Origin of the sequence: Alistipes sp. An31A (assembly GCF_002159425.1) — a bacterium.
GTDB lineage: Bacteria > Bacteroidota > Bacteroidia > Bacteroidales > Rikenellaceae > Alistipes > Alistipes excrementigallinarum.
In genome coordinates, this window is record NZ_NFIO01000017.1 from 1 (window position 1) to 24018 (window position 24018).

Annotated in this window: 26 protein-coding genes; 15 read left to right on the forward strand and 11 right to left on the reverse strand. The window is 62.7% G+C overall.

Annotated elements, in window-relative coordinates; all coding sequences use genetic code 11:
* Positions 1-201: 201 nt before the first annotated feature.
* From B5F90_RS10170 to serC, 8 genes are all read right to left on the reverse strand, one after another.
* Positions 202-747 carry a 2-oxoacid:acceptor oxidoreductase family protein gene (locus B5F90_RS10170; protein WP_087362693.1) on the reverse strand — a complete coding sequence of 182 codons (546 nt, stop codon included), beginning with the start codon at positions 745-747 and terminating at the stop codon, positions 202-204.
* A gap of 13 nt (positions 748-760) precedes the next feature.
* A complete protein-coding gene (locus B5F90_RS10175) occupies positions 761-1522 on the reverse strand; it encodes a thiamine pyrophosphate-dependent enzyme (RefSeq protein WP_087362694.1) in 762 nt (253 codons plus the stop codon).
* A gap of 5 nt (positions 1523-1527) precedes the next feature.
* Positions 1528-2622 carry a 3-methyl-2-oxobutanoate dehydrogenase subunit VorB gene (locus B5F90_RS10180; RefSeq protein WP_087362695.1) on the reverse strand — a complete coding sequence of 365 codons (1095 nt, stop codon included), beginning with the start codon at positions 2620-2622 and terminating at the stop codon, positions 1528-1530.
* 3 nt (positions 2623-2625) lie between these two features.
* A complete protein-coding gene (locus B5F90_RS10185) occupies positions 2626-2853 on the reverse strand; it encodes a 4Fe-4S binding protein (RefSeq protein WP_087362696.1) in 228 nt (75 codons plus the stop codon).
* Positions 2854-3090: 237 nt separating this feature from the next.
* Positions 3091-3576 carry a DUF805 domain-containing protein gene (locus tag B5F90_RS10190; RefSeq protein WP_087362697.1) on the reverse strand — a complete coding sequence of 162 codons (486 nt, stop codon included), beginning with the start codon at positions 3574-3576 and terminating at the stop codon, positions 3091-3093.
* Between the two features lie 468 nt (positions 3577-4044).
* Positions 4045-5295 carry a DUF1015 family protein gene (locus tag B5F90_RS10195; RefSeq protein WP_087362698.1) on the reverse strand — a complete coding sequence of 417 codons (1251 nt, stop codon included), beginning with the start codon at positions 5293-5295 and terminating at the stop codon, positions 4045-4047.
* 80 nt (positions 5296-5375) lie between these two features.
* A complete protein-coding gene (locus B5F90_RS10200) occupies positions 5376-6299 on the reverse strand; it encodes a 3-phosphoglycerate dehydrogenase (protein WP_087362721.1) in 924 nt (307 codons plus the stop codon).
* A 108-nt stretch (positions 6300-6407) separates the two neighbouring features.
* Positions 6408-7481 (reverse strand): 3-phosphoserine/phosphohydroxythreonine transaminase, encoded by a 1074-nt coding sequence (serC, locus tag B5F90_RS10205; RefSeq protein ID WP_087362699.1) that lies wholly within the window; start codon positions 7479-7481, stop codon positions 6408-6410.
* 198 nt (positions 7482-7679) lie between these two features.
* Between serC and B5F90_RS10210 the strand changes: the two genes are divergently transcribed.
* The 6 genes from B5F90_RS10210 (at position 7680) to B5F90_RS10235 (ending at position 13363) form a co-directional block, all read left to right on the forward strand.
* Positions 7680-8540, forward strand: coding sequence for a YicC/YloC family endoribonuclease (locus tag B5F90_RS10210; protein WP_087362722.1), 861 nt, complete (start codon positions 7680-7682; stop codon positions 8538-8540).
* Between the two features lie 58 nt (positions 8541-8598).
* Positions 8599-9162, forward strand: coding sequence for a guanylate kinase (gene gmk / locus B5F90_RS10215; protein WP_087362700.1), 564 nt, complete (start codon positions 8599-8601; stop codon positions 9160-9162).
* A gap of 1 nt (position 9163) precedes the next feature.
* Positions 9164-9976, forward strand: coding sequence for a nicotinate (nicotinamide) nucleotide adenylyltransferase (nadD, locus tag B5F90_RS10220; RefSeq protein WP_087362701.1), 813 nt, complete (start codon positions 9164-9166; stop codon positions 9974-9976).
* Positions 9977-9985: 9 nt separating this feature from the next.
* On the forward strand, positions 9986-10975 hold the full coding sequence (locus B5F90_RS10225) for a D-alanine--D-alanine ligase (protein WP_087362702.1): 990 nt from the start codon (positions 9986-9988) through the stop codon (positions 10973-10975).
* A complete protein-coding gene (locus B5F90_RS10230; RefSeq protein ID WP_087362703.1) occupies positions 10972-11568 on the forward strand; it encodes a DUF3109 family protein in 597 nt (198 codons plus the stop codon). The genes B5F90_RS10225 and B5F90_RS10230 overlap by 4 nt, the downstream gene beginning before the upstream one ends.
* A 592-nt stretch (positions 11569-12160) precedes the next feature.
* Positions 12161-13363 (forward strand): M23 family metallopeptidase, encoded by a 1203-nt coding sequence (locus B5F90_RS10235; protein ID WP_087362704.1) that lies wholly within the window; start codon positions 12161-12163, stop codon positions 13361-13363.
* A gap of 476 nt (positions 13364-13839) precedes the next feature.
* Here B5F90_RS10235 and B5F90_RS10240 read toward each other — a convergent pair whose 3' ends face one another.
* Positions 13840-15234, reverse strand: a complete 1395-nt coding sequence (locus B5F90_RS10240) for an arginine decarboxylase (RefSeq protein WP_087362705.1) — start codon at positions 15232-15234, stop codon at positions 13840-13842.
* Positions 15235-15451: 217 nt separating this feature from the next.
* Here B5F90_RS10240 and B5F90_RS10245 point away from each other — a divergent pair, with 217 nt between their 5' ends.
* The 7 genes from B5F90_RS10245 to B5F90_RS10275 all read left to right on the forward strand — a co-directional run bounded on the left by B5F90_RS10245 (position 15452) and on the right by B5F90_RS10275 (position 20722).
* Positions 15452-16279, forward strand: a complete 828-nt coding sequence (locus tag B5F90_RS10245; protein ID WP_087362706.1) for a hypothetical protein — start codon at positions 15452-15454, stop codon at positions 16277-16279.
* Positions 16280-16302: 23 nt separating this feature from the next.
* On the forward strand, positions 16303-17547 hold the full coding sequence (locus B5F90_RS10250) for a sigma-54 dependent transcriptional regulator (RefSeq protein WP_087362707.1): 1245 nt from the start codon (positions 16303-16305) through the stop codon (positions 17545-17547).
* A gap of 126 nt (positions 17548-17673) precedes the next feature.
* Positions 17674-18189 carry an LptE family protein gene (locus B5F90_RS10255; RefSeq protein WP_199792102.1) on the forward strand — a complete coding sequence of 172 codons (516 nt, stop codon included), beginning with the start codon at positions 17674-17676 and terminating at the stop codon, positions 18187-18189.
* A gap of 14 nt (positions 18190-18203) precedes the next feature.
* A complete protein-coding gene (locus B5F90_RS10260; RefSeq protein ID WP_087362708.1) occupies positions 18204-18692 on the forward strand; it encodes a hypothetical protein in 489 nt (162 codons plus the stop codon).
* Positions 18693-18704: 12 nt separating this feature from the next.
* Entirely contained in the window at positions 18705-19091 is a 387-nt protein-coding gene (secG, locus tag B5F90_RS10265; RefSeq protein ID WP_087362709.1) for a preprotein translocase subunit SecG, read from the forward strand.
* A 563-nt stretch (positions 19092-19654) separates the two neighbouring features.
* Positions 19655-20104: a DUF4878 domain-containing protein gene (locus B5F90_RS10270; RefSeq protein WP_162607785.1), complete on the forward strand. Its 450-nt coding sequence runs from the start codon at positions 19655-19657 to the stop codon at positions 20102-20104.
* Positions 20105-20161: 57 nt separating this feature from the next.
* A complete protein-coding gene (locus B5F90_RS10275) occupies positions 20162-20722 on the forward strand; it encodes a DUF1566 domain-containing protein (RefSeq protein WP_143256173.1) in 561 nt (186 codons plus the stop codon).
* 403 nt (positions 20723-21125) lie between these two features.
* On the opposite strand, the gene cdaA is transcribed toward B5F90_RS10275, so the two are convergent.
* Together cdaA and B5F90_RS10285 are read right to left on the reverse strand one after the other, a co-directional pair.
* Positions 21126-21926 (reverse strand): diadenylate cyclase CdaA, encoded by an 801-nt coding sequence (gene cdaA, locus B5F90_RS10280; RefSeq protein WP_087362712.1) that lies wholly within the window; start codon positions 21924-21926, stop codon positions 21126-21128.
* A gap of 454 nt (positions 21927-22380) precedes the next feature.
* Positions 22381-22974: an OmpH family outer membrane protein gene (locus B5F90_RS10285; protein WP_087362713.1), complete on the reverse strand. Its 594-nt coding sequence runs from the start codon at positions 22972-22974 to the stop codon at positions 22381-22383.
* 97 nt (positions 22975-23071) lie between these two features.
* On the opposite strand from B5F90_RS10285, the gene ruvA reads away from it, so the two are divergent.
* Entirely contained in the window at positions 23072-23653 is a 582-nt protein-coding gene (gene ruvA / locus B5F90_RS10290; protein WP_087362714.1) for a Holliday junction branch migration protein RuvA, read from the forward strand.
* Positions 23654-23759: 106 nt separating this feature from the next.
* Entirely contained in the window at positions 23760-23906 is a 147-nt protein-coding gene (locus tag B5F90_RS11040) for a hypothetical protein (RefSeq protein WP_158699774.1), read from the forward strand.
* Positions 23907-24018 lie beyond the last annotated feature (112 nt).

The window sequence follows — 24018 nt, forward strand, 5'->3', positions numbered from 1 at the left end:
GTGCCCCCGTGCCCGTGCCCCCGTGCCCGTGCCCCCGTCTTCTGCGTTCCGCAGACGGTAGCCCGCGTTCCGCGCCCTATCTCCCCCCCCACACTTCGGGGCGGCTCCTTCCGGCTTCGGCACGCTGCCGGGATGAAAAGAAAATCGGGAGGTTCCCCACAGGAACCTCCCGATTTTGCATGCATTGCAGCGGCGCGCGTCTTACTCGCGCTTGCGGATAATCTCGCCGCCGTGGTGAATCGCCTCCTCGTTCTGCGGAAGCATCTTCCACGCACGCTCGGGCAGCGACTTCTTCAGTCCGACCATCACGTTCTCCATCTTGACGATGGGGCGAACCTTGAGGTAACCGCCCAGAATCATCGTGTTGAAGAGCTTGGCCTGACCCATGCGGGCGCACTCGGCCGTGGCGTCAATCGTATAGACCTCGATGTCCTTGCGCACGGGATGGCGCGTGATGCCGTTCGTGTCGTAAATCAGGATGCCGCCCGGCTTGACCAGCGGCTCGAACTTCTCCATCGACTGCTGGTTGAGGATGATGGCCGTGTCGAACTCATGGGCGATGGGCGACGAGATTTTCTTGTCCGAAAGAATCACCGTCACGTTGGCCGTACCGCCGCGCATCTCGGGGCCGTAGGAGGGCATCCACGTCACCTCGTAATCCTGCATGACGCCCGAGTAGGCGAGTATCTTTCCCATCGAGAGGACTCCCTGTCCTCCGAAACCTGCGATAATTAACGTCTCTTTCATAGTTCGTCCTCTCTTATTTTACCTCCTTGATATCGCCCAGGGGGTAGAAGGGCAGCATGTTCTGCTCGAGCCACTCGTTCGAAGCCACCGGCGAGAGTTTCCAGCCGCTGTTGCAGGTCGAAACGACCTCAACCAGCGAGAAGCCCTTGCCCTCCATCGAGCGCTGGAAGGCCTTCTTGATGGCAGCCTTGCACTTGCGCACGTTGGCCGGCTTGTGGACGCTCTGGCGCGTGATGTAGGTGGCGCCGTCCAGATGGGCCATCATCTCGGCAATCTTGTAGGGATAGCCGTTCAGATGGGCGTCGCGTCCGTAGGGCGTCGTCGCCGTCTTCATGCCCAGCAGCGTCGTCGGGGCCATCTGGCCGCCCGTCATGCCGTAGATGGCGTTGTTGATGTAGATGGCAACCACGTTCTCGCCGCGGGCCGCCGCGTGAATCGACTCCGCCGTACCGATGGCCGACAGGTCGCCGTCGCCCTGGTACGTGAAGACCATGTTCTCGGGGTGGAGCCGCTTGACAGCCGTCGCAACGGCCAGCGCACGTCCGTGTGCCGCCTCAATCCAGTCGATGTCGATGTAGTTGTAGGCGAATACCGAGCAGCCTACGGGCGAGATGCCCACGGCCTTCTCGGCAAGGCCCAGCTCGTCGATGACCTCGGCGACGAGTTTGTGCACCGTGCCGTGGCTGCAGCCCGGGCAGTAGTGCATGACATTATTGGTGATGAGTTTCGGTTTCGAATAAACCAGATTCTCCTGTTTGATTTCAACCTCTGCCATCGTCTTTACTTTTTAATCAGTTTTTCCTTGAGCGCCTCGAGCACCTCGTCGGGCGCGAACATCATGCCGCCTTGGCGTCCATAGTGCTCCACGGGAGCCTTGCCGTTGACGGCCAGCCGAACGTCCTGAACCATCTGGCCGGCGTTGAGCTCGGCCGAGAGGAAGCCCTTCACGCCGCGCTCGGCCAGCTCGGCAATCTGACGCGTGGGGAAGGGATAGAGCGTGATGGGGCGCAGCAGGCCGACCTTCAGACCCTCGGCGCGCGCCATCTCGACCGTGGCCGAGCAGATGCGGGCCGACGAGCCGAATGCCACGATGACATACTCCGCATCGTCGCACTCGATGGCCTCGTAGCGCACCTCGTTCTCTTCGAGCGCCTTGTACTTGGCCTGCAGCCGCTGGTTGATGACCTCCATCTTCTCGGACTGCAGCTCGAGCGAGGTGACGACGTTGCGCTCGCGGTCGGCGGGCTTGCCGTAGGCTGCCCACGTCCGGCACTCGGCGGCAATCTCCTCGTTGGTGCGGCGCGGACGCTGCGGTGCGAGCACCACCTTCTCCATCATCTGACCGATGGCGCCGTCGGCGAGAATCATCGCCGGGTTGCGGTACTTGAAGGCCAGGTCGAAGGCCTCGGCCACATGGTCGTGCATCTCCTGCACCGAGTTGGGGGCGAAGACAATCAGGTGGAAGTCACCGTGGCCGCCGCCCTTGCAGGCCTGGAAGTAGTCGCCCTGCGAAGGCTGAATCGTACCCAGACCCGGGCCGCCGCGCTGGCAGTTGACCACCAGGCAGGGCAGCTCGGCGCCCGCCAGATAGCTCAGACCCTCCGACATCAGGCTGATGCCGGGGCTCGACGACGAGGTCATCACCCGCTTGCCGGTCGATGCGCCGCCGTATACCATGTTGATTGAAGAGATTTCGGACTCGGCCTGCAGCACGACCATGCCGGTGGTCTCCCACGGCTTGAGCTCCATGAGCGTCTCCATGACCTCCGACTGCGGGGTGATGGGGTAGCCGAAATATCCGTCGCAACCGTAGCGTATCGCAGCATGGGCGATTACCTCGTTGCCTTTCATCAGTTTTACCTCTTTTTCTGCCATAGCCTATTCGAATTTTTGACGATAAACCGTGATGACGCTGTCCGGGCAGATAACCGCACACGACGCGCAGCCGATGCAGGCGTCGGGATTCGCCATCATAGCCACGGGATAACCCTTCCCGTTAACTTCCGCCGATAGTTTGAGCACGTCGCACGGACACGAGGCCACGCAGACGCCGCATCCCTTGCATCGTTCCTTATCGACAACGATAGTTCCTTTGATTTTAGCCATAAGCCGTTCTATTGTAAGTTAGTTGTGTTGCGAAGCAACCTTTCGCCGCAGTTCGGTGAGGGGGGGTGGGTCCCGCAGCAGGCCCGAACACGAGAAGGCTCCTTACAAATATACAAAAATTTCCCGTTCCCGCTAATCGTTCGCAATATTTCTTCGCGAAAAGATGACAAATAAAAACGGGAAGTTCCGGTTTTGTCCCGAACTTCCCGTCTTTTGGATATATCCGCGGGGTCAGATTCAAGCCATCTCCCCGGCCTTGGGGTCGGCGCCGTAGCGGTTTTCGCCCTTCGTTCCCGGCAGGCAGCTCCATACGAGCAGCACGATGGTGTAGGCCAGGATGGCAAGAACGCCCACGATGGCGAAAATCGAGAATCCGACGGGCATACCTGCCGTGCCCTGCATGGCGGCGACGAAGTACTTCATGCCCCAGACGATGATAATTCCCGTCCACAGAATCGTGAGGAGGTAGTATCCCAGCACCCACTTGCCCGAGCGGTTCGTGTCGTGCAGGCGGCGGACCAGGACGGCGAGCTGCGGCAGCAGCATGGCAAGACCGAACAGACCCGAGATGAGCATGCCGCTCGGGCCGAAGATGAGCAGGTCGAGCAGTCGGGCCACAATCGAGAAGATGAAGGTGAAGAGCACGAAGAACCAGTACTCCTTGCGGCGTGCGCGGCCGCTGAAGTTCACGTAGTTGCGCAGGCAGAGGATGAACCATTTCATAGGCTGAAGAATTTTTTGTTGGTTTGTTCTGTAAACAAAGATAATGAAAAGGGGCGGACCGCCAACTTTTTGCCGCGATTTTTTGCCGGCGCCGCAATTCCTGCATGCTCCCGGCGTTTGCATGCTCCCGGCGTTTGTCCGCTCCGGCGTTTGTCTGCTCCAGGGTTTCGCATGCTTCGCTCTTGTCTGTTCCGGCGTTTGCGTGCTCCCGGCGTTTGCGTGCTCCGCATTTGTCGGCTTCCGGGTTTCGCGTGCTCCGCTCTTGTCTGTTCCGGCGTTTGTCTGTTCCGGCGTTTGCGTGCTCCGGCGTTTGCATGTTCCGGTGTTTGTCGGCTCCCGCTTTTTGCCGGAGCCCGTCTGGCGCACGCCCCTCCCCCCCCGGCCTCTACGAAAAACGGAGAGCGGCGCGCCGCTCTCCGTTTCCGGTTTGTCCCTCCCGCACGGATGCGCGGAGGTGTGTCGGGGTTGTCAGTCGCCCTCGGCGAAGGAGTGGATTACCACGCCCGAGCGCAGCTTGGGCTCGAACCACGTCGTCTTCGGAGGCATGATGTTGCCCGTGTCGGCGATGTTGATGAGCTGCTGCATCGAGACGGGGTAGAGCGCGAAGGCCACGGCCATCTCGCCGCTGTCGACGCGGCGCTTCAGCTCGCCCAGGCCGCGGATGCCTCCCACGAAGTCAATCCGCTTCGAGGTGCGCAGGTCCTTGATGCCCAGCAGACGGTCCAGCACCAGATTCGAGAGCACCGTCACGTCCAGCACGCCGATGGGGTCGTTGTCGTCGTAGGTGCCCTTCTTGGCCGTGAGGCTGTACCAGTGGCCGGCCAGATACATCGAGAAGTTGTGCAGCCCCGTCGGGTGGTAGGTCTCCGTGCCCTTGTCCTCGACCACGAAGTTCTCCTCCAGACGCTTGAGCAGCTCCTCGGGGGTCATGCCGTTGAGGTCCTTCACCACGCGGTTGTAGTCGATGATGCGCAGCTGGTTGGCCGGGAAGGTGACGGCCAGGAAGTAGCAGTACTCCTCGTTGCCCGTATGGTGGGGGTTCTTGGCCCTGAACTCGGCGCCCACGCGTGCGGCGGCAGCCGTACGGTGGTGTCCGTCGGCCACGTAGAGGGCCGGGATGCCGGCGAAGATTTCGGTGATGCGGTCAATCGTCTTGCGGTCGCGGATGACCCAGAAGTGGTGGCCGAAGCCGTCCTCGGCCGTGAAGTCGTACTCTGGCGGGTTGTTCTTCACCACGTCGGCCACAATCTCGTTGATTTCGGCATTGTCGGGATAGGCGAAGAAGACCGGCTCGATATTGGCCTTCTGGTTGCGGACGTGAATCATGCGGTCCTCCTCCTTGTCGGTGCGGGTGAGCTCGTGCTTCTTGATGGCCCCCGAGAGGTAGTCCTCGAAGTGGCAGCACATGGCCAGACCGTACTGCGTGCGGCCGTCCATCGTCTGGGCATAGATATAGTAGTACTCCTCGGGGTCCTGACGGAGCCAGCCCTCGGCGCGCCACTTGCGGAAGTTCTCGACCGCCTTGTCGTAGACCTGCTGCGAATGCTCGTCGGCGATGGGGTCGAAGTCGATTTCGGGTTTGATGATGTGGAGCAGCGAGCGCTCGGTGGCTTCGGCCTTGGCCTCGACCGAGTTCAGCACGTCGTAGGGGCGCGATGCCACCTCGGCGGCGTACTCCTTGGGCGGACGGATGCCGCGGAAAGGTTTGATGCGTACCATGGTCTTGTCTGGGGTTGGTGCAGGCGCGGAAAACGGACGGATGCGCTCCGTCCGCCTTCCGTGTCGCCGTGTTCGGTGGATTACTTGTTTACCTGGAAACGGGTGTTGCCCGTCTTGAAGAAGTCGACAATCTGTCGGGCGGCGGCCAGTCCGGCGTTGAGGTTCGCCTCGGCGGTCTCGGCACCCATCTTCTTGGGTGTTGCGAAGACGCGCTTGCCGAACTTCTCGTCGAGCTCGGCCTGGATGCCGGCGGCGATGTCGGTGGCGTACTTCAGGTCCTCACGCTCCTCGAGGGCGCGCATGAGGCCGGCCTCGTCGATGACCTCCTTGCGGGCGGTGTTGACCAGCGTGGCGCCCTTGGGCATCGACATCAGCAGCTCGTAGCCAATCGAGCCGCGGGTCTGCTCCGTGGCGGGAATGTGCAGCGAGAGGAAGTCGGCCTTGGCGTAGAGCTCCTCGACCGAACCGGCGCGCTTCACGCCGTCGGCCTCGAATACGGCGTCCTCCTGGATGAAGGGGTCGTAGGCGATGACCTCCATGCCCATGGCCTTGCCCTTGCGGCCCACCAGCTTGCCGACATTGCCGTAGGCGTGGATGCCGAGGGTCTTGCCCATAATCTCGTGACCCGTGCCGGGGGTGAAGCGGTTGCGCGAGATGTAAATCATCAGCGCGATGGCCAGCTCGGCCACGGCGTTCGAGTTCTGGCCCGGGGTGTTCATCACCACGATGCCGCGTGCGGTGGCGGCTGCCAGGTCGACGTTGTCGTAGCCCGCGCCGGCGCGGACGACAATCTTGAGCTGCGGCGCGGCGGCGATGACCTCGGCGGTCACCTTGTCGCTGCGGATAATCAGCGCGTCGACATCGGCCACGGCCTCCAGCAGCTGTGCCTTGTCGGTATACTTCTCAAGCAGCGCCAGCTCGTAGCCGGCCTCTTCGACGATGCGGCGGATGCCGTCGACGGCCTTCTGTGCGAAGGGCTTTTCGGTTGCTATCAGTACTTTCATGGTCTCTCTGATTTCGGTTGTGAGCACTTCCCGCCAGTCCCACGCCCTCACCTCTCCGGTGAGGGCGTCGTAACCGGTCGGTATGCGTGTGACAAGCGGCATGCCGGGCTATTTGGCGTATTTCTCGGCAAAGTCGCGCATGCACTTCACGAGCACCTCGACGCTCTCCTTCTTGAGGGCGTTGTAGCACGAGGCGCGGAAGCCGCCCACCAGACGGTGGCCCTTGATGCCCACGATGTCGTGCGCCTTGGTGTACTCCAGGAACTCGGGAGCCAGCTCCTCGTAGCCGTCGGCCATCACGAAGCAGATGTTCATCAGCGAACGGTCCTGCTTCTCGACCGTGCCGCGGAAGAGCGGGTTGCGGTCGATTTCGTCGTAGAGCAGCTGCGCCTTTTCCTGGTTGCGGCGGTAGATTTCCTCGACGCCGCCAATCGACTTGAGCCACTTGAGCGTCTCCTTCAGCACGTAAATCGGGAATACGGGAGGCGTGTTGAACATCGAGTTGTTCTCGACGTGGGTGCGGAAGCTGACCATCGTCGGCAGGTCACGCACCTGCTTGTCGAGCATGTCCTCGCGGATGATGGCGAAGACCACGCCGGCGGGAGCCAGGTTCTTCTGGGCGCCGCCGTAAATCATCGCATACTTGGTCACGTCGACCGGACGCGACAGGATGTCGGACGACATGTCGGCGATGAGGGGTACGGGCGACGAGAGGTCCTCGTGGTACTCCGTGCCGTAGATGGTGTTGTTCGAGGTGATGTGGAGGTAGTCCAGGTCACTCGGAATGGCAAATCCCTTGGGAATATAGGTGAAGTTGCGGTCCTCCGACGTGGCGAGAATCTCCACCTCGCCGTAGCGCTTCGCCTCCTTGATGGCCTTCTTCGACCAGACGCCCGTGTTGACGTAGCCGGCCTTCTTGCCCAGGAAGTTGGCGGGAACCTCATAGAACATCGTGCTGGCGCCGCCGCCGATGTAGAAAATCTTGTAGTTGTCCGGAATGTGGAGCAGTTCGCGGAAGAGCGCATCGGCCTCCGCCATCACAGCGTCGAAATCCTTCGAACGGTGCGAAATCGAGAGCAGGGAGAGTCCCGAGCCATTGAAATCGAGGACGGCCTTGGCGGCATTTTCGATAACTTCGTCCGCAAGGACGGAGGGTCCGGCGTTGAAATTGTGCTTTTTCATAATAATCCGTATGTAAATTAGTTCATTTAGATTGCGAACTGTTACTTGACTAACACAAATATATATAAAATATTCGGGACAAACCAAACTCTTGCCAAATAAATTTCAATGCCCGGGGCCGGAGGGCGCCTTTTTGAATTGTTTTTACTAAATTTGCCGGGATTAAGGACCAATCATCACCTCGCTATGATAAAATCGATGACGGGCTTCGGCAAGGGCGAAGCCTCTTTCGGAACCAAGAAAATCACGGTCGAGCTCCGCTCGCTCAACTCCAAGCAGCTCGATTTGAACATCAAACTGCCGGCGCTCTACCGCCAGTCGGAGACCGAACTGCGCAATCTGGTCGCGCAGCGGCTCCAGCGCGGCAAGGTCGACCTCTTCGTGAGCGTCGAGAGCCAGCAGGTGGAGACCTCGGCCCACATCAACCGCGAAATCTTCCGCGAATACCTGCGCCAGCTCAACGACGCGCTCGCCTTCTCGGGCATCGACGCCGACTACGACGCCATGCTGCCCGTGCTCATGCGCATGCCCGACGTGGTATCGGTCGAGGCCGAGCGCGTGACGGAGGAGGAGAGCGCCGCGCTGATGGCCGCCGCGGCCGACGCCGTCGAGCGGCTCGACGCCTTCCGCGTGCAGGAGGGTGCCGTGCTGATTGCCGACCTGCTGCGCCGCGTCGACCTCATCGAGCGCTACCGCGAGGAGGTCTTCCCCTTCGAGAAGGCCCGTACGGAGACCATCCGCGCGCGGATTCTCGACAACCTCTCGAAGCTGGGCGTCGAGGTGGACCGCAACCGCCTGGAGCAGGAGATGATTTACTACCTCGAGAAGCTCGACATCACCGAGGAGAAGGTGCGCCTGGAGAACCACTGCCGCTACTTCCGCGAGGTGGCTGCCGGCGAGGAGGCCCCCGGCCGCAAGCTAGGCTTCATCGCCCAGGAGATGGGGCGCGAAATCAACACGATGGGGTCGAAGGCCAACGAGTCGAACATCCAGATTCTGGTCGTCCGGATGAAGGACGAGCTGGAGAAAATCAAGGAGCAGGTGCTCAACATCCTCTGACGCCGGCTCCGGGCCGCGTGCGGCGCTGCCGCGCGGGGCGAAGCCTCAAATACGTATTATGGGTAAGGTCATCATATTCTCGGCGCCCAGCGGCGCCGGCAAGACGACAATCGTACGGGAGCTGCTGCAGCACTTCCCGCAATTCGAATTCTCGGTATCGGCCACCAGCCGGGCCCCGCGCGGTACGGAGCGCGACGGGGTGGACTACTACTTCCTCACGCCCGAGGCCTTTGCCGAGGCCGTGGCCCAGGACCGCTTCGTCGAGTGGGAGGAGGTCTACAAGGGCACCTGCTACGGAACGCTGTGCAGCGAGGTGGAGCGCATCTGGGCCAAGGGCCACGTCATCGTCTTCGACGTCGACGTGATGGGCGGTCTGAACCTCAAGCGGATTTTCGGCGCCGACGCCTGCTCGATTTTCATCATGCCCCCCTCCATCGAGGAGCTGCGCCGCCGTCTGGTGGGGCGCGCAACCGATGCTCCGGAGGTCATCGAGCGCCGCGTGGCCAAGGCCGAGTTCGAGCTGACGAAGGCCCCCGGCTTCGACCACGTCGTGGTCAACGACGTGCTGGAGGATGCCGTGCGCGAAACCACCCGTATTGTCGAACAGTTCATCGCCTGCTGAGATGAAACGGATGATGCTCTACTTCGGGTCGTTCAACCCGATTCACCGGGGCCACGTCGCCCTGGCCGAATATGCCGTCGAACAGGGGCTCTGCGACGAGCTGGCGCTGGTCGTATCGCCGCAGAACCCCCTGAAGGAGGCCGATGCGCAGGCCCCCGAGCTCGACCGCTTCGAGATGGCGGAGATTGCCTGCGCCCACTCGAAATACCCCGACCGCATCAAGCCCTCGGTGGTCGAATTCCTGCTGCCGCGCCCCTCCTATACGGTCGACACGCTGCGCTACCTGAGCGAGACCCACGGCCGCGAGATGAGCTTCTCGATTCTGATGGGGAGCGACCTGGTGGGGCAGCTCGACCGCTGGAAGGAGTACGAGACGATTCTCGACAACTACCCCCTCTTCGTCTACCCGCGCCGCGGCGCGGAGGTCGGCCGCTTCCGCGACCGCGTCACGCTGCTCGAGGGGGCTCCGCTGCAGGACTACTCCTCGACCGACGTGCGCGAGGCGCTCGAGAACGGCGAGGATGCCTCGCGGATGCTCCAGCCCGAGGTGGCGGAGTACATCCGCCGCAAGGGGCTCTGGACTCCCGAGAGCCGTCTGCAGCGCCTCACCCTGCGCATCGAGGCCGAACCGGCCAACGCCGCGCTGCACATCGAGCGCGGCAAGCTCCACTACCGCCGCGCCTCGTGGGGCGATGCGCTCAACGACTTCAACCGGGCGCTCGAAATTGACGCCTCGAACTGCGAGGCGCGCCAGTATGTCGAGATGGTGCAGGAGATTCTCGCATTCCGTTACAAAGACATTTACAATCCCTGATAACAGATAATGACACGCTTGAAGATTGCGCTCGTGGCGGGCGGTGATTCGCCCGAGCGTGAGATTGCTCTCCAGAGCGCCGCTCAGATTGAGGCGGCGCTCGACCCCGAAAAATACGACGTCACGGTCATCGACCTCCACCACCGCGACTGGCACTACACCGCCCCCGACGGCCGCCAGTGGCAGGTCGACAAGAACGACTTTTCGCTGACGGTCGACGGCGTCCGCCGCCAGTTCGACTACGCCCTCATCATCATCCACGGCACGCCGGGCGAGGACGGCCGCCTGCAGGGCTACCTCGACATGATGGGCATTCCCTACTCGTCGTGCTCGATGACCTCGTCGGTCATCACCTTCGACAAGATTTCGACCAAGCGCGCCGTGGCCGGCACGGGGGTCCATCTGGCCCGCGAGCTCTTCTTCCGCCGCGGCGACGAGATTGACTGCGCGGAGGTGGTCGCACGGCTCGGCCTTCCGCTCTTTGTCAAGCCCAATGCCAACGGTTCGTCGTTCGGCGTGACGAAGGTGCACAGCGCCGGGGAGCTTCCGGCGGCGCTCGAGGCGGCCTTCGCCCAGGACGACGAGATTCTGGTCGAGGAGTGCATCCCGGGGCGCGAGATGGGGTGCGGCGTGCTCATCACCCGGGAGCGCGAATACGAGCTGCCCATCACGGAGATTTGCCCCAAGAACGACTTCTTCGACTACGAGGCCAAGTATAAGGCCGGCTTCTCGGAGGAGATTACCCCGGCGCGCATCCCGGCAGAACTTGCGGCCGAGCTCCACCGTCTGGCGCGCGCCGCCTACCGGGCCTGCCGCTGCTCGGGCATCGTGCGCGTCGACTTCATCGTCACGCCCGAGAATGTCCCCTACATGATTGAAATCAACTCGATTCCCGGCATGAGCGCCGGAAGCATCGTGCCCAAGCAGGCGCGTGCCGCCGGCATGACGCTCGGGGAGCTCTACGACATCGTGATTGCCGATACCTGCCGCCGCAAATGATTGAGATTGACGACAAGATTGTGAGCGCCGACCTGCTGCGCGAGTGCTTCGCCTGCGACCTAACGCAGTGCAAGGGCATCTGCTGCGTCGAGGGCAACGCCGGAGCGCCGCTCGAGGCCGACGAGGTGGAGACGCTCGAGCGGGAGTATGCGGCCTACCGGCCCTACATGACGCCCGAGGGCATCGAGGCGGTCGAGCGGCAGGGCTTCATGGTGGTCGACGACGACGGCGACTACACCACGCCGCTGGTCAACGATGCCGAGTGCGCCTACTCGCGCAACGAGAACGGCGTGACGCTCTGTGCCATCGAGAAGGCGTGGCTCGAGGGGAAGACCCCCTTCCGCAAGCCGATTTCCTGCCACCTCTATCCCATCCGGCTGGTGCACTTCTCCAACGGAAGCATCGGTCTGAACTACCACCGCTGGTCGGTCTGCGAACCGGCGCGGCGGTGCGGGCGCAAGCTGGGGATTCGCGTCTACGAATCGCTGCGCGAGCCCATCATCCGGCGCTTCGGCGAGGAGTTCTACCGGGCGCTCGAGGCGGCCGACGAGCTGCTCAACCACCGCCCGGCACACCCGAAGCCGAAGCAATAGCTTCCGGGGCACACCCAGGGCGCTTTTCGGGGCACTTTCCGGGGCGCTTTCGCGGGAACCCTCCCGCACGGGCGCTCCCGCGAGAACCCTCCCGCACGGGCGCTCCCGCGAGAACCCTCCCGCACGGGCGCTCCCGGCGGAGGACGCTCCTGCAAGGGGGCTCCCGGCGAAGGACGTTTCCGTAACGCTCTCGCATAAGTGCTTCCGGCGAAGGGCGCTCCTGCAAGGGCACTTTCCCGCAAGGACCCTCCCGGATGGGGCAGTCCCCTGCCGGTCCTCGGACCGACGGGTTTCGCCGGCAACGGACGGAGCATTGGTGCCCGCCTTTCGGTCCTTCGGACCCCACCGGCAACGACGGAGCATTGGCGCCCGCCTTTCGGACCTTCGGACCCCGCCGGCAACGGACGAAAGCATCGGCGCCGGAGCCGGGGAGGGGAAGAGGGCGCTCAGCTGCCTGCCTCTGCGAAGCCTGCCTCTGCGTGACCGCCTTTGCGCTGCCTGCCTCTGCGGGGACGCCTGGCTGCACGGCCTCCGGCACACCTTATTATGATATATTGACTACGAAAAGAGACCAACGACGATTGAAATTGTTATGAAGAGATACCTGTTGACCCTCCTTGCCCTTGCGGCCGCCTGCGCCGCGACGGCCCGTACGGCCCGCCCGACGCGTGCCGAACTCGAACGCCAGACGGAGCGCGTATCGGCCGAAGCCGACTCGCTCCGCACGCTGACCGACTGGCAGGCCGCCCAGATTGATTCGCTCTGCCAGCTGCTGGCCGAGCAGGCCGAGATGCTCCCCGACGCCGCCGCACCGCGCACCGCATCGGCGGCAGCTCCCGCCAAACAGTCGGCTGCCGATTCGCTCGCCGAGCTGCGCCGGCGTCTGCGCCGTGTGGAAATCGAGTCGGTGCCCGACGTCAGCGAGTCGGCCGTCATCGATACGCTCGATTCAGGCAACGAGGCGCTCTTCGTCGTCCTCTACGGCGACAACACGTGGCGCTATGTCCGCAACCGCGAAATCGCCCGCGACAGCACCATCTTCGAGAAGTACTGGGATACGACGACGCTCTTCCCCTACAAGGATGCCAACCTGGCGGCGATGCCCTCGTCGGTCGTGCTCGAACTGGTCGACTCGACGCGCAGCTACCATTGCCCCTACCAGGCGACGCCCCATCCGCGCGGACGCTACGGCCTGCGCCGCGGCCGTGCGCATCAGGGCATCGACCTGCCGCTGAAGACGGGCGACACAGTCTATGCGGCCTTCAGCGGCCGGGTGCGCATCTCGGAGTACAACCGCGGCGGATACGGCAATTTGGTGATTATCCGCCACGACAACGGTCTGGAGACCTACTACGGCCACCTCTCGGAGCGTCTGGTCGAGCCCAATCAGTGGGTCGAGGCGGGACAGGTGATTGGTCTGGGCGGCTCGACGGGCCGTTCGACGGGACCCCACCTCCACTTCGAGACGCGCTATTATGGCCAGTCGTTCGACCCCGAGCGCCTCATCGACTTCCGCAAGGGGGTTCTTTGCCGCGAGACCTTCCTGCTCAAGAAATCCTTCTTCAGCATCTATTCGAAGGCGGGGCAGGATTTCGAGGATGAGCTGGCCAACGAGAAGCAGGACAAGAAGGAGGCTGCCGAGCAGGCGGCGCGCCGCTACCACAAGATTCGCTCGGGCGATACGCTGGGACACATCGCCATCCGCTACGGCACCACCGTTTCGCGCCTCTGCGCGCTGAACGGCATCACGCGGACGACGACGCTGCGCATCGGCCGTACGCTGCGCGTGCGTTGACAAGGGGGGCGGCCGTCCCCTCCGCACAATCTGAAGCCCGGAAGTCGGTGCTGCGGTTCATCCGCGCCGGCCTCCGGGCTTCGTTTGTGCTCGGCCTCCGTGTTTTGCTTGTGTCCCCGGCCTCCGGGTTCGTTTGTGCCCGGCCTCCGGGTTTTGTTTGTGTCCGGTCTCCGGTGTTTGTTCGTGCCCCCGGCCTCCGAGCCTCGTTCGTGCCCGGCCTCCGGTGTTTATCTGCCCCCGGCTTTCGGTGTTTGTCTGCCCCCGGCCTCCGGCGTTTGTCTGTGCCCCTCCGGTCTCCGGGCCTCGTTTGTGCCCGGCCTCCGGTGTTTGTCTGCCCCCGGCTTTCGGCGTTGCGGCCGGCGGCGGGCCCTGCCGGACATGCCGGGATGCTCCGCCAAACGGCGAAGCGCCCTCCGCCGCAGGGGCGGAAGGCGCTTCGAGGGGTTACAGGTGCGTTACAGCGCGCCCGGAGGGCGTCAATAGCCGAGGATGCGCAGCATCGAACGGTAGGACTGCTCCTTGGCGAAGAGGCGCGTGTAGTACTCGTTGTCCGACTTGTCGCGGTCGATGATGATGTGCTTGGGCGCCGGGATGAGGCAGTGCTGGATGCCGCCGAAGCCGCCCAGCGCCTCCTGATAGGCTCCCGTGTGGAAGAAGCCGATGTACTGCGTGTTCCCCTTCTCGAGTTTCGGGAGGAAGATGGCGTTGGTGTGGCACTCCGAGTTGTAGAAGTCCTCGCTGTCGCACGTCAGTCCGCCCAGCAGCACGCGCTGGTACTCCTTGTCCCAGTTGTTGATGGCCAGCATGATGTAGCGCTGGTCGATGCCCCACGTGTCGGGCAGCGTGGTGATGAACGACGAGTCTATCATGTACCAGTTCTCGCGGTCGTTCTGCTGCTTCTGGTTGACAATCGAGTAGAGCGCCGCGCCGCTCTCGCCCACCGTGAAGGAGCCGAACTCGGTGAAGATGTTGGGCTCCTCGATGCCGTTGCGCTGGCAGAAGTTCTTGATTTGGGCGATAATCTCCTCGGTCAGGTACTCGTAGTCGTACTCGAAGTTGAGCGAGTTCTTGATGGGGAAGCCGCCGCCGATGTTGAGGCTGTCGAGTTCGGGGCAGATGGCCTTCAGCTCGCAGTAGACGTTCATGCACTTGAGCAGCTCGTTCCAGTAGTAGGCCGTATCCTTGATGCCCGTGTTGATGAAGAAGTGGAGCATCTTGAGCTGGAACTTCTTGCTGTTCTTGAGCTTCGTCTTGTAGAACTCGACGATGTCGTTGTAGCGGATACCCAGCCGCGAGGTGTAGAACTCGAACTTGGGCTCCTCCTCGCAGGCGATGCGGATGCCCACCTTGCACTTCTTGGTGAAGGCGTCCTCGAAGAGGTCGAGCTCCTCCTTGTTGTCGAGCACCGGGATGGTGTTCTCGAAGCCGGCGTTGACCAGCTGGGCGATGTTCTCGACATACTGCGGACGCTTGAATCCGTTGCAGATGATGTAGCGGTCCTTGTCGATGATGCCGCCGTCGTAGAGGGCGTTGATGATGTGGATGTCGTAGGCCGACGAGGTCTCGAGGTGGATGTCGTTCTTCATCGCCTCCTCGAGCACGAACGAGAAGTGGCTCGACTTGGTGCAGTAGCAATAGTTGTACGAGCCCTTGTAGTCGACCTTCGCCATCGCCACGTTGAACATGCGCTTGGCCCGGTTGATTTGCTGCGAGATTTTCGGTAGGTAGGTGATTTTGAGCGGAGTGCCGTACTGCTTGATGAGTTCCATGAGCGGAATGTCGTGGAAATGCAGCTCGTTGTCCTCGACAGAAAACTCGTCCTGCGGGAAGTCGAACGTCTGTTCGATGAGGTCGATGTACTTGTCTTTCATGACTCGTTTATAGGTTTTGTAACAATCCGTCTTCGCTACATGGGCCGGACGGAGCGAAAGTAGCTCACCCGGATTCCGGCCCGTTTCGGGATGCAAAGTAAATGATTATTTTCCGGATGGAGGCCTTTTCGGGCGATTATTTTGAAAAATAGGGGGTGATTTTGTTTTTTCTTCGAAAAAAGGTAATTTTGAAGCGACAAATCCAACAGTTTGTAAGGTGTTATATCGTACAATCGAACGTTATCTGGAGTCGCACAAGCGACTGGTCATACCTCAATTCGGGGCCTTTGTCGTCAAGACGCCGGGCGAAAGCGTGCTCTTCACGGAGCTGCTGCGGCGCGATGACGGTGTGTTGCGTACGCTGCTGCGCGAGGAAGGGATGAGTGAGCTGGAAGCCGCCGGAGAGATTGACCGTTTCCTCTTCGAGGTACGCCATGCCGTGCAGAGCGGCGGGGAGTATCCGATGGAGGGATTCGGTGTATTCCGCAGCGGCCCCAACGGAACGATTGCCTTCGAATATCAGCCGCATGCACACGTGCCGGCCGGGGAGGAGCCCCTCCGCGACGGCGCTGCGGGCCATGCGGCGGCGGAGCATGCCGGCGGAGAGGCCGGTCACGCTTCGCACGGGCATGCCAAACCGGCCGAGCCGGAGCCGGAAGCCCGTCCCGCAACACTGCATGTCTCGCCCTCGGCGAAGATGAATCCCGAACCCTGCCTGAAGGGGCTGCGTTACGGCCGTCCTCCCAAGAACACCGACGCCTACACCTATGTGGGCCCCACGGAGCGGAGGCGTGTCGACCGCTTCCTGATTGTGGCCATCGTTGCGGCGCTGCTCGCCGTGGCGGCCATCGCCTTCGGCTACTACCACAACCGCCAGGAGGCGCGGCTCGAGGAGGAGCTCGAACTGCCGCTGCCCGAAGCGGTGGAGGCGGAGGCTGCTGACCAGGCCGATGCCCCGGCTCGGACGGAGGCTTCGGCCGGTGACGAAGCCGGTGATGAAGCGCCCCGGGAGGCAGCGCCCGCCGATGCGGCTTCGGAGCGTTAAACCCAAACCGAGAAGAGACAACAATGACGGATATTACGACTGTTAAGCAGCGCTTCGGCATCATCGGCACCTCCGAGTTGCTGGACCGCGCGCTCGAGGTGGCCGTGCGTGTCGCCCCGACCGACCTGACGGTCCTTGTCACGGGCGAAAGCGGCGTGGGCAAGGAGTTCTTCCCGCAGGTCATCCACGCCTATTCGGCGCGCAAGCACAACAAATACATCGCCGTGAACTGCGGAGCCATCCCCGAAGGGACCATCGACTCGGAGCTCTTCGGCCACGAGAAGGGGGCCTTCACCGGGGCGCTCGAGGCCCGCAAGGGCTACTTCGAGGAGGCCGACGGCGGTACGATTTTCCTCGACGAGGTGGCCGAGCTGCCCCTCCCGACGCAGGCGCGCCTGCTGCGCGTGCTGCAGACGGGCGAGTTCATCCGCGTCGGCTCGTCGAAGGTCCAGAAGACCAACGTGCGCGTGGTGGCGGCCACGAACATGAACCTGCAGGAGGCCATCGCCTCGGGCCGCTTCCGCGAGGACCTCTACTACCGCCTCAATACGGTGCCCATCGTCGTGCCCGCGCTGCGCGAGCGTCCGGGCGACATTCCGCTCCTGTTCCGCAAGTTCGCGAGCGACGTGGCGCAGCAGTATCGCATGCCGGTGGTGACGCTCGATGCGGCGGCCCGCGAGATGCTCTGCAACTACTACTGGCGGGGCAACATCCGTCAACTGAAGAACGTCGCCGAGCAGATTTCGGCCGTCGAGGAGGCGCGCCTCATCACCCCCGAGATTCTGGCCCGCTACCTTCCCGAGCAGAACGCCGGCACCTCCGTGGCGGCGGGTCCTGCCCGCCAGGCGGCCTCCTCGGAGCCCTTCGCCGAGCGGGAGCTGCTCTACAAGGTGCTCTTCGACATGCGCTCCGACATCAACGACCTGAAGCGCATGCTGGCCGAGCTCATGCAGCGCATGCCCCACGGCGGCGAGCCCTCGGCGCCCGACATCAAGGCGCTGCTGCCCACCACGGCGCAGAGCTCCGCGCCGCTCTATGCCGCGCCCCCGGCGGGCGGCGGCGTGCAGCCTTCGGCTCCGGTCTTTGCCGAGAGCGAGGAGGTGACCGACGAGCCTCCCCACGAGAAGACGAAGGCCGACGTGCAGCGCGAGCAGATTATCCGCGCGCTGAAGCACAACAACGGCCGACGCCGCGAGGCGGCCGCCGAGCTCTTCATGTCGGAGCGCACGCTCTACCGCAAAATCAAGGAGCTGGGCATCGAGGAGTAGTCCCGAGCCCCGAGATTGCTTGTCCGGGCTTGCTTATGGGAGGAGCTGTCTGAGCCCCGGGACCGCTTATAATCGGAGCTCCGGGTCCGCATAAATTTTTGAACAGAACAAAAAGAGAATACCGCGTTGAAACGATTCATTTTTCTGCTGCTCGCCACTGCCGGCCTGCTGATTCCCTCGGGCTGCGGCGTGGCCATCAAGTACTCGCTCTCGGGCGCTTCGATTCCGCCCGACGCCAAGACCTTCTCGGTGGCCTACTTCCCCAACAACGCCACGATGGTCTCGCCCATCCTGAGCTCGACGCTCACCGAGGCGCTGGTCGACATCTTCTCGCGCCGTACGCGTCTGGTGCAGGTGGACGAGGGGGGCGACTTCGCCTTCGAGGGTGAAATCACCAACTACACCTCGGTGACGGCCTCCGTCTCGAGCGAGGATACGGCGCTGCTCAACCGCCTGACCATCACGGTGAAGGTCCGCTTTACCAACGCGCTCGACGAGAAGATGTCGTTCAACCGCACCTTCTCGGCCTACGAGGACTACGACTCGTCGCGTCTGCTGACCGAGGCCGAGGGCGAGCTGATTCCCCTGATTGTGGACAAACTGGTGACCGACATCTTCCAGGCGTCGGCATCGAACTGGTAAAAAGGGGCTGCGCGATGACCGATTTCATGCAATACGTGGCTTCGGGCGGGACGTCGGAGCGCCCCTCCGAGGCGGAGCTCGATGCGCTGCTCAAGCGCTTCGAGTGGTTCGCGACGGCGCGCCGGGTGCGGGCCCTCGTGCGCGGCGAGCGCGACGAGCGGCTCGAGGCGGTGGCTCCGTGGCGCGGCGAGAGCGTGCTCGAACGGGAGCCGGTCGACGCCGAAGCCCTCACGTTCCTCACGTCGGAGGATATCATCGACCGCTTCCTGCGCGAGGAGCATCTGCGCATCGTCGCCGAGGAGGGGGAGCCCGAGAGCGAGGTGCGCACCGAGGCCGACCTGACCGACGAGGAGGACCTCGTAAGCGAGGAGCTGGCCGAGATTTACCTCGCACAGGGGCTTCGCGCGAAAGCGATTGACACTTATCGCAAATTAAGTTTGCTAAATCCGGAAAAAAGTGTTTACTTTGCCGAACTTATTGGCAGGATAGAAACAAATAATTAAAATTCATCCGATATGTTATACACGATTTGTATTGCTCTGATACTTGTGGCGAGCGTTCTGGTGATTCTCGCGGTGTTGGTGCAGAATCCCAAGAGCGGCATGGCCGCCAATTTCGGCGCATCGAACCAGGTGATGGGCGTACGTGAAACCACGAACTTCCTGGAGAAATTCACCTGGGCCATGGCCATCGCGATTGTCGTGCTGAGCCTCGTGGCCACGCTGGCCATGGACAAGAGCCTCGTAGCGACGAGCAACAGCGCCATTACGGAGGATGCCAAGGCACTGCAGGAGCGCGTCATCGAGACCGAGGCTCCCGCCGCCATGCCGCAGGCCGAGATTCCTGCCGCACCGGCCGGAGAGACGCCCGCCGCACCGGCCGAGGAGACTCCCGCCAAGTAGTTTTTCTGCGGAAGGCTGCCCCGGCAGAGAGCAGAAAATCCGAAGAGACAGGAAGAGACCGCACATGGTGCGGTCTCTTTTTTTGTTTTCGGGCGGAAGGGGCGCGGGCACCGCTGGTTTGTTTTTTTTGTGGAGGCCTGCGGTCGTCGCGGAGGGGCGCTGCTGTCCCTCTTCTTGTTTTCGGGCGGGTGGCCTGCTGTGGCCGCTGTTTTTGTTTTCGGACGGAGGCCTGCGGTCGTCGCGGTGGGCGCTGGTGCCAGTTCCCGGATGCAGGCGGGCGCTGTTCGCCCGGCCGGAGACCTTCGCTCGGCCGAGGACTCTTCCCCCGGCCGGGGACTCTTCACACGGTTAAACCACGCCGGGACTATGATTTTTGAAAATAATTGGTTAAATTTGTAGAAACCGATGACTCTTTGCCGGCACAAGCGAAAGTGCAGTGTGGAGCCGACCCGCAGCAGTGCGGGAAGGCAGGTGTGTGGGGTAGGCGCATGGCGGCTCTGAAGAGGCGGAGCTGGAAGTTCCCCTTTGTGTGCGGAAAACTCAAACCCCAAATACGTACACCTATGAAGAAATTTTTCGTTTTAACCTTCGCGCTGATGTTCGGTCTGAGCATCACCGCCTGCGGCGCCGGGCAGTCGGGCGCCTATCCCAAAACCCCGAAGGAGGTCGCACAGCGATTCATGGAGCTCTACACGGCCGGCGACAGCGCTGCCGCCGACTATGTCCTCTTCGACGGCCGCAACCTGCTGGAGCTGGCCATGACGGCCGACATCGCCCGTACGAAGCAGTTCCCCGAGGAGCTTGCCAAGCGGAAGGCGCAGGGCCCGGTGAAGGTCGAGTGCGTCTCGGAGCGCATCACGACGGACGAGGATAACGGCAACCCCAACCTCGAGGTGGCCTACGTCGAGTGCAAGGTGGGCGAGCAGACCGAATATCTGATGCTCGTGCCGGTCGACGGACTCTGGAAGGTCGACATCACGGTGCTGTGGGCCAGCGAGTGGTTCGGCATGTAGCATGAGCGGCCCTCTTTCTGCAGCAAGCCAATCGTAAAACCATAAAAGAAGGATATTATGAACCGGATGAAACTGTTGCTCTATGCCGTCTGCTTTGCGGCACTGGTCGGGTGCAGCCCGAAATACGGCGTAGGTGATTATTACGAAGCGGAGGGCGTGCGCGGCGTGGTCTTCAGCGTGACTGACGGCGGCCGCCACGGTAAGATTCTGTCGCTCGAGGAGACCTCGCTGCCCTGGCAGACGGGGCGCGGCATCGATGTGGTCGGTGCGGCCGACCAGGATAACGGCGCGGTGAACCTCGAGCAGGTCAAGAGCCAGGACAACTGGCAGGAGCGCTTCCCGGCCTTTGCCTGGTGCGCCGGGCTGGGCGAGGGGTGGTACCTCCCGGCCGTGAACGAGATGGCCGAAATCAATGCCAGCCACGAGGCGGTCAATGCCGCGCTGGTGGCCGTGCAGGGCACGCCGCTCGAGACGCAGGGCGTCACCTTCCTCTATTGGTCGTCGACCGAGACGGGCAAGTACGAGGCCAGCGGCGGTTGGCTCTATGCCAAGAGCTTCAAGCCCAGCGACGAAATCAAGAACTATTCGCAGCACGTCCGTGCCGTGCGTGCCTTCTGACGCGTCGGCCGGCGGGGAAGCGGCAGCTGCCGCCAATCCTCCTTGAATGAACCGGGCCCGGGTCTCACTGGAGAGTCCCGGGCCTGTTGTTTGACGGTCGTATGCGCTTTTGTACCGGCGCAGGGTGGGGCGGCTGCCGCATGGGTCGTTCGCGGCGCGGGGTCGATGCCGCATGGATTGTCCGCGGCGCGGCGCTTTTTGGGGCGGCGGTGTGCGGTACCCGGCCTCGGACGGACACGGTGGAAAAGTCGGGCCGGAGCACTCGTGGTGCGGCGCTTTGTTTTTTGGGGCGGTGTGTGCCCTGTGCGGGTCGCTCGGGCGCGGCGCTTTTTGGGGTGGTGCCTTGTGCGGGTCGCTCGCGGCGCTTTTTTGGGGCGGCGGGGTGCGGTGCCCGGCCTTCTGTTTATTCGGCCACCTCGCCCTTGGTGCGCTTGCGCGTGTTGATGCTCAGGTAGCGCTGCAGCGTCTGCTGGAGCCGCGAGGGGTCGATGTCGCGCCGTATGTTGCCCCCCTGCGCGATGGAGATGTGGCCCGTCTCCTCCGAAACGACGATGATGATGGCGTCGGAAATCTCGCTCATGCCGATGGCCGCCCGGTGGCGCGTGCCGTAGGATTTGGGCACGGCGCTCTGCGTGACGGGCAGGATGCACTTCGCCGCCACGATGCGGTCGCCCTCGATGAGCACGGCGCCGTCGTGGAGCGGAGCGTTTTTGAAGAAGATGTTCTTGAGCAGCGGCGTGGAGACCTTGGCGTCCAGCGCGATGCCGCCCTCGGCGATGAGCCTCAGGTCGCTCTGCTGGCCGATGACGATTAACGCTCCGGTCATCGATTCGGCCATCTCGCGGCAGGCCGTGACGATGGGGACGATGTTGGTCTGTGCCGGGTCGTCACCGGCCGAGAAGATGCGGGTGATGAAGTTGAAGTGCTTCTGACGCATGCCGATGACCTGCAGGAAGCGGCGCAGCTCGGGCTGGAAGACGATAATCAGGGCGATGGCGCCGACGCTGATTAACTGCCCGAGGATGGTCGACAGCAACTCCATGTTGAGCGTCTTGACCACGACCCACAGCAGATAGATGGCGATGATGCCCGAGAGGATATAGGGGGCGTTGGTCCCCTTCGTCATCCGGTAAATCCAGTACATGATGGCGGCGACGAGGACGATGTCGATGAAGTCGATGAATGTGAATGGAACGAAACCCATAGAGCGGTACGTACGGTTATTACGGAGCAAATGTAGGAAAAATTTGGAGACTTTCCGCCATCCGCCCCGATTTGTTGCGGGGGACGGCCCGCAGCCGCGGATGCGCCTGCCTGCCGGGTCCCTGGCGGCCGGCTGCCGACCGGGGGCAGGGACGATAGCGGGAGGATTACCTGGGCAATGTCGGAACGCTACCGGGCTTATCCCGGGGCGATGCCGGGGACGGGGGGTACTGAGTGCGGAAAAGCAGCGGTTCACGGGCAGGGGCGGTAGGGGGCTTTCTCAGCGTCCCAAAACTGGCGTCCGAACCCCGGCACCGAACCCCGGCACCGAACCCCGGCACCGAACCCCGGCACCGAACCCCGGCACCGAAAACCCGGCACGGCACAAAAAACGGGATGCCGCGCCCGGAGGCGGACATCCCGTTTTGGGGTCGGACGAAGCGTCGCGCTGCGCGCTACTTCTTCTCGGCAGCCTTCTTGTCGGCGGCGTAGAGCTCGTTCACCTTGGCCAGCACGGCCGGGGTGATGTTGAGCGTCGTGTCGGCATCGAGCAGGGCCGAAGCGTTGACGATGAGCCTGTAGCGGCCGTCGGCGTTGATGGCCCGGATGGCGCGGTGGATGAGGTCCTGGGCGCGGTTGTTGAAGACGTAGTTCTCCTCGTCGAGCGTCTGGGCCTCCTTCTGGGCCGAGCTCTGGTAGGCTGCTACGCGCTTCTCGATGCTCTGCTGCTGGGCCTGGGCGTCGTTGGTGGTGATGAGCCCCTTCTGGTACTTCTCCTGCAGCTGGGCAGCCTCATACTGGAGGTTCTGCTCCTTCTGCGCCCAGCTCTTCTGGGCCTTCTCGGTCTTGGCCTGCAGGGCGGCGCCCTCGGTCAGAAAGAGGTCGCTCTGCGCGAGCACGGCCTCCACCTGCACGTATGCGACCTCGCCGCAGCCGGTTGCCTCGGTCGTTGCGGCCGGAGTGGCGGCCGTCGTCTCGGCGCCGCTTTTCGAGTCGCAGGCCGTCAGCGAGAGGGCCGCAATGCACGCCGTGAGCAAAATGTTTTTCATATCGAGTCTGATTTTTTGAGTTTTTTATGCAACTTTGTTCCGACAAAGGTAAAAAAAAATCTTTATTTTTGCCCGTTATCCCTTAATTTTTGAGACCATGTACGAATATATAAGCGGCCGTGTGGCGGAACTCGCTCCGACATACGCCGTTATCGACGTCGGCGGGGTGGGCTACTACCTCAACATCTCGCTCCAGACCTATACGGAAATCGAGCATGCGGAGCAGGCGCAGCTCTACGTCCACCACATCGTGCGCGAGGATGCGCAGCTGCTCTACGGCTTCGCCTCGAAGGTCGAGCGCGAGCTCTTCCGCCTGCTGCTCGGCGTCTCGGGCGTGGGGGGCAATACGGCGCGGATGATTCTCTCGACCTACTCGCCCCGCGAGCTGCAGGGCATCATCGGGTCGGGCAACGTCGTGCTGCTGAAGAACGTCAAGGGGCTCGGCCTCAAGACGGCGCAGAAAATCATCGTCGAGCTGAGCGGCAAGCTCACGGGGCTCGACACCTCGGAGGCCGTGCCGGCCGGGCCCGACGACCAGACGTGCGACGAGGCGCTCGCCGCGCTGGTCATGCTCGGCTTCCCGAAGGGGGCGGCCGAGAAGGCCGTGCGCAAGCTGGCCCGCGAACACCCCTCGGCTCCCGTCGAGGAGATGGTGCGCATGGCTCTGAAGATGCTCTGAACGGGCTTTTTGCAGCTCCGCCGGCCTCTCGGGAGCGTTTGTGGCAGCCGATTTGCACCCGACCGGGTGCGGTGTCATGTCGGCACCGCGCTAAACGCATCGAGCCATGACGGAGATACCCTTCGGATTCATTCTTGTACTGCTCGGCCTCTTCGTGCTGGCCGTCCTGGGTGTGGTTCTTGTCCACATGCACCGGCAGCACGCCCTGCAACGGATGCAGGACCCGAGGCACGACCATTATCGGCGGGGATAGCGCACGGACGCTTCCCCGTCCTTTTTTTTGGTCCGTCGGCAGACGATTCGTCCCTTTTTTCGCGTTCCTTGCTGTGAATTCGGATTGTTTTTGTAAATTTGCACGATTGTAT

Excerpts from the sequence above, each read along its gene's own strand:
- B5F90_RS10285 (WP_087362713.1), bottom strand. The coding sequence starts at position 22,974 with ATGAAAAACATTTTGCTCACGGCGTGCATTGCGGCCCTCTCGCTGACG.
- B5F90_RS10175 (WP_087362694.1), bottom strand. The coding sequence starts at position 1,522 with ATGGCAGAGGTTGAAATCAAACAGGAGAATCTGGTTTATTCGAAACCG.
- gmk (WP_087362700.1), top strand. The coding sequence starts at position 8,599 with ATGGGTAAGGTCATCATATTCTCGGCGCCCAGCGGCGCCGGCAAGACG.
- ruvA (WP_087362714.1), top strand. The coding sequence starts at position 23,072 with ATGTACGAATATATAAGCGGCCGTGTGGCGGAACTCGCTCCGACATAC.
- B5F90_RS10250 (WP_087362707.1), top strand. The coding sequence starts at position 16,303 with ATGACGGATATTACGACTGTTAAGCAGCGCTTCGGCATCATCGGCACC.
- B5F90_RS10200 (WP_087362721.1), bottom strand. The coding sequence starts at position 6,299 with ATGAAAGTACTGATAGCAACCGAAAAGCCCTTCGCACAGAAGGCCGTC.
- B5F90_RS10170 (WP_087362693.1), bottom strand. The coding sequence starts at position 747 with ATGAAAGAGACGTTAATTATCGCAGGTTTCGGAGGACAGGGAGTCCTC.
- B5F90_RS10210 (WP_087362722.1), top strand. The coding sequence starts at position 7,680 with ATGACGGGCTTCGGCAAGGGCGAAGCCTCTTTCGGAACCAAGAAAATC.
- B5F90_RS11040 (WP_158699774.1), top strand. The coding sequence starts at position 23,760 with ATGACGGAGATACCCTTCGGATTCATTCTTGTACTGCTCGGCCTCTTC.
- B5F90_RS10275 (WP_143256173.1), top strand. The coding sequence starts at position 20,162 with ATGAACCGGATGAAACTGTTGCTCTATGCCGTCTGCTTTGCGGCACTG.
- B5F90_RS10230 (WP_087362703.1), top strand. The coding sequence starts at position 10,972 with ATGATTGAGATTGACGACAAGATTGTGAGCGCCGACCTGCTGCGCGAG.
- B5F90_RS10235 (WP_087362704.1), top strand. The coding sequence starts at position 12,161 with ATGAAGAGATACCTGTTGACCCTCCTTGCCCTTGCGGCCGCCTGCGCC.
- B5F90_RS10195 (WP_087362698.1), bottom strand. The coding sequence starts at position 5,295 with ATGGTACGCATCAAACCTTTCCGCGGCATCCGTCCGCCCAAGGAGTAC.
- B5F90_RS10225 (WP_087362702.1), top strand. The coding sequence starts at position 9,986 with ATGACACGCTTGAAGATTGCGCTCGTGGCGGGCGGTGATTCGCCCGAG.
- cdaA (WP_087362712.1), bottom strand. The coding sequence starts at position 21,926 with ATGGGTTTCGTTCCATTCACATTCATCGACTTCATCGACATCGTCCTC.
- nadD (WP_087362701.1), top strand. The coding sequence starts at position 9,164 with ATGAAACGGATGATGCTCTACTTCGGGTCGTTCAACCCGATTCACCGG.
- B5F90_RS10240 (WP_087362705.1), bottom strand. The coding sequence starts at position 15,234 with ATGAAAGACAAGTACATCGACCTCATCGAACAGACGTTCGACTTCCCG.
- B5F90_RS10180 (WP_087362695.1), bottom strand. The coding sequence starts at position 2,622 with ATGGCAGAAAAAGAGGTAAAACTGATGAAAGGCAACGAGGTAATCGCC.
- B5F90_RS10185 (WP_087362696.1), bottom strand. The coding sequence starts at position 2,853 with ATGGCTAAAATCAAAGGAACTATCGTTGTCGATAAGGAACGATGCAAG.
- secG (WP_087362709.1), top strand. The coding sequence starts at position 18,705 with ATGTTATACACGATTTGTATTGCTCTGATACTTGTGGCGAGCGTTCTG.
- B5F90_RS10270 (WP_162607785.1), top strand. The coding sequence starts at position 19,655 with ATGAAGAAATTTTTCGTTTTAACCTTCGCGCTGATGTTCGGTCTGAGC.
- B5F90_RS10260 (WP_087362708.1), top strand. The coding sequence starts at position 18,204 with ATGACCGATTTCATGCAATACGTGGCTTCGGGCGGGACGTCGGAGCGC.
- B5F90_RS10190 (WP_087362697.1), bottom strand. The coding sequence starts at position 3,576 with ATGAAATGGTTCATCCTCTGCCTGCGCAACTACGTGAACTTCAGCGGC.
- serC (WP_087362699.1), bottom strand. The coding sequence starts at position 7,481 with ATGAAAAAGCACAATTTCAACGCCGGACCCTCCGTCCTTGCGGACGAA.